The 3,835-nt window shown below is 62.2% G+C and carries 2 protein-coding genes; one reads left to right on the top strand and one right to left on the bottom strand.

Annotated features, from left to right (window positions below; genetic code table 11):
• A partial coding sequence (locus AC5E6L_RS14645) for a fumarate hydratase (RefSeq protein WP_491774271.1) occupies nucleotides 1-1,578 on the bottom strand: 1,578 nt, incomplete at its 3' end.
• 317 nt (nucleotides 1,579-1,895) lie between these two features.
• Between AC5E6L_RS14645 and AC5E6L_RS14640 the strand changes: the two genes are divergently transcribed.
• On the top strand, nucleotides 1,896-3,473 hold the full coding sequence (locus AC5E6L_RS14640) for a putative bifunctional diguanylate cyclase/phosphodiesterase (RefSeq protein ID WP_491230188.1): 1,578 nt from the start codon (nucleotides 1,896-1,898) through the stop codon (nucleotides 3,471-3,473).
• The last annotated feature ends 362 nt before the right edge of the window (nucleotides 3,474-3,835 follow it).

Below are 3,835 nucleotides of genomic sequence, written 5' to 3'. Positions count from 1 at the left end.
GTCGTTGCCCTTGTCGTCGATGACGATGAAGGCGGGGAAGTCCTCGACCTCGATGCGCCAGATCGCCTCCATGCCGAGTTCAGGATATTCGACCACTTCCACCTTCCTGATGCAGTCCTGCGCCAGGCGCGCGGCCGGCCCGCCGATCGAGCCCAGATAGAAGCCGCCATGGCGACCGCATGCCTCGCGCACCTGTCTTGACCTGTTGCCCTTGGCGAGCATGACCATCGAGCCGCCGAAGGACTGGAACTGGTCGACATAGGAATCCATACGCCCGGCCGTGGTCGGCCCGAACGAGCCGGAGGCGAAGCCGTCGGGCGTCTTGGCCGGGCCGGCATAATAGATCGGATGGTCCTTGAAATAGTCGGGCATCGGCTCGCCCGCCTCCAGCCGCTCGCGGATCTTCGAGTGCGCGATATCGCGTGCGACGATGATGGGGCCGGTCAGCGAAAGCCGTGTCTTGACGGGATGCTGGCCCAGTTCCCTCAGAATTCGGGTCATGGGTCGGTTAAGGTCGATTCTGACCACGTCGCCGCCCAGCGCGCCCTCATCCACGTCGGGCATATATTGGGCGGGATTGGTCTCCAGCCGTTCGAGGAAGACGCCGTCGCGCGTGATGCGGCCGAGCGCCTGCCGGTCGGCCGAGCAGGATACGCCCAGCCCGATCGGCAGCGAGGCGCCGTGGCGCGGCAGGCGGATGACGCGCACATCGTGGCAGAAATATTTGCCGCCGAACTGCGCGCCGACGCCCATCTGCTGCGTCAGCGCGTGAACTTCTGCCTCCATGTCGCGGTCGCGGAAGGCGTGCGCGTCTTCGGACCCTTCGGCGGGCAGTGCGTCCAGATAGCGCGTCGAGGCCAGCTTGACGGTCTTCAGATTCATCTCGGCGCTGGTGCCGCCGATGACGATGGCCAGGTGATAGGGCGGGCAGGCGGCGGTGCCGAGCGTCAGGATCTTCTCCTTGAGGAAGCCGATCATCCGCTCGTGCGTGAGCAGCGACGGCGTGCCCTGATAAAGGAAGGTCTTGTTGGCCGAGCCACCGCCCTTGGCGATGAACAGGAACTCGTATTCGTGCGCCCCCTCCTGATAGATGTCGATCTGCGCGGGCAGGTTGGTGCGCGTGTTCTTCTCCTCGAACATGGCGATGGGCGCGAGCTGCGAATAGCGCAAATTCTTCTTCTCATAGGCGTCGCGCACGCCCTGGCCGAGCGCGGACTCGTCGCCGCCGCCGGTCCACACATTCCGCCCCTTCCTGGCCATCACGATCGCCGTGCCCGTATCCTGGCACATGGGCAGCACGCCGCCGGCGGCGATGTTGGCGTTCTTGAGAAGATCGTAGGCGACGAAGCGGTCATTGTCGGTCGCCTCGGGGTCTTCGAGGATGGCGGCGAGCTGCCTGAGATGGCTGGGGCGCAGCAGATGATTGATGTCGGCGAAGGCGGCTTCGGACAGAAGGCGCAGCGCCTCGGTCTCGACCGCGAGCACGTCCTCGCCACGAAACCGGTCGACGGCGACGTGCTCGCTCGTCAGCCTGCGGAAGGGCGTTTCGGATTTCGCAAGGGGAAAGAGCGCGCTCACATGTGCCTCCGGTTCTGTTTTGGAACTTTTCTAGCGAACGGGCGGCAAAGCGCAATCGCGCTTTGGCCGAACCGGTGTCGGCGAAGCCGGCTCATATGGCCGGCGAAAGGGACGGCCGAACGGTGCGGGCAATGCCGCCAACCATTCAATAAAAGGGTTTGACGTTAAGGAAGCATAGACCGGTTCGCACTATCAGTGCCCGCGTTGCGCACGCATGACGCGTGAGATGGGGTGAGCCGCCTCTCGGCATGGTCTTCCAGTATCGAATGACGTGGGATCCATCGATCCCGCGCAGCGTACGAGTGAGTAGAACCGTCATGCCTGCGACCAAAATCTGTCCGACGCCCGACAGCCATCCGCCCGTGGCCAGAAGAACGACCCCCCTGCTGGAGGTCGTTCTGATCGCTGCGCTTACCGCCTTTGCCGTTTTGCATGCACTTTATAATCTGGCGCCGGATTCGCTGCTGACGGCGGCCATGCGGGGTATCCCGCTGGCTCCGTTCGAGATCGGAGGCAACTTCGTCTCCCTGGTGCTCGTGATCGCCATCTATGTGCTGATGTCCAAGAGAATAGGCGCCTACCAGACGCTGCATGACGAATTGTCCACGCGCAACGCGACCGACATCGTCTCGGGCGCCTTTACGCGTGGCCATTTCCTGCGCTGCCTGCAAGCCGAAATCGAGCGTCGACGCACCTCCGGCTCGGTCGCGCTGATCATCATCGACATCGACCACTTCAAGCAGGTCAACGACGTGTTCGGCCATCCGGCCGGCGACGAGGTCCTGGGATTTTGCAGGCGCGCGGCGGCCGAGACGTTCAAGGGCGCTGTCGTCGGCCGGCTCGGCGGCGATGAGCTGGCCGTCTGCCTGTCGCACGACGAGACGATCCCGGAACGCTTCATCGCCAAACAGTGCGACGCCTACCAGGCCATGTTGCGCGAAGGTCTGTTCATCAACAACCGCCGCCAGTCGGTTTCGGCCTCGCTCGGCATCGCCTTTGCGCCGTCGCACACAAACAACATGAACGAGCTTTTGTCGTTCGCCGACCTTGCCCTCTACCAGGTCAAGCGCCGCGGGCGTGGCTCCTGGTCGATCTTTTCGACCGAAATCCTCCTCGACATGCGCCAGGAGCGATTCATCGAACGCGAGCTGCGCGCGGCGATGCTGCTCAAGGAACTGACCATTCACTATCAGCCGATCGTCGATGCGCAGGGGCAGCTCAGTTCCCTGGAAGCGCTCGTGCGCTGGCACAATCCGGTCCGGGGCACGATCTCGCCCGGCGAGTTCATTCCGGTCGCCGAAAAGTCACGGCTGATCCACGATCTGGGGCTCTATGTGATGCATAGGGTCTGCCGGGACATGCCGCAGCTTCCCGCCGTGCCGGTCAATGTGAACATATCGGCATGGCAGCTCAAGCATGACGCCTTCCTGAACGATTATCTGGAAGTGCTCGCATGCCACAACGTGCCGGCCGAGCGCGTGATCCTGGAGATCACCGAAAGCGCCATGCTCAACACGTCCGACGACTTCATCGAACGCATGTCGCAGATCAAGCAGGCGGGCTTCAAGATCGCGCTCGACGATTTCGGAATGGGCTACAGCGAATTCAACCAGCTTCGCCGCCTGCCGTTCGACATCATCAAGATCGACAAGTCCTACATACAGAGCATCGGCACCGATGTCGTGACCGATACGTTCGTCAGCGCGGTCACACAGATCGCCGGGCTGATGGACCGTATCGTCGTCGCCGAGGGCATCGAGACACAGGACGACAATGTGCGCGCCTCGGTCGCCGGCTGTCGCCTTTTCCAGGGCTATTACCACCAGGCGCCGGTCGCCCTTGGTGAAATCAACGTCCTCTACCAGGATCACGACAGAACATCGGCGGCCGCCTGAGGGGCATCGGCCGCAGATCGTCGCGCAAAAGCGGGCTGGTAGGATTTGACCGCAATCCTATCCGGCCCGTTTGCTTATACCGTCAATTCTCAGGTTTGAGGTATGCTTTTCAGGAGGTATCGACACATCCTAAGCTGCGCTGGTGAAACAACAATTGTCACACTATTGCTAAGGATTTGCATAGAGGCTATAGACCCACCGCCACAAAGCACTATTTTGTGGCCACGCGCGGTTTTAGACCTCACCCGCTAGGCCGTGCGTTGAGACCCCGCAGGTCCTGACCTGCGGGGTCTCTTGCCGTTACGGGGTCTTTTACCGTTGACGGAAACAAGGGCGGATGGTTCCGATGCGCTCTGGCCATT

Source organism: Roseitalea sp., assembly GCF_984466335.1.
Note: the sequence above shows the minus strand (reverse complement) of the source record. Positions and strands in the feature narration are given on the sequence as shown.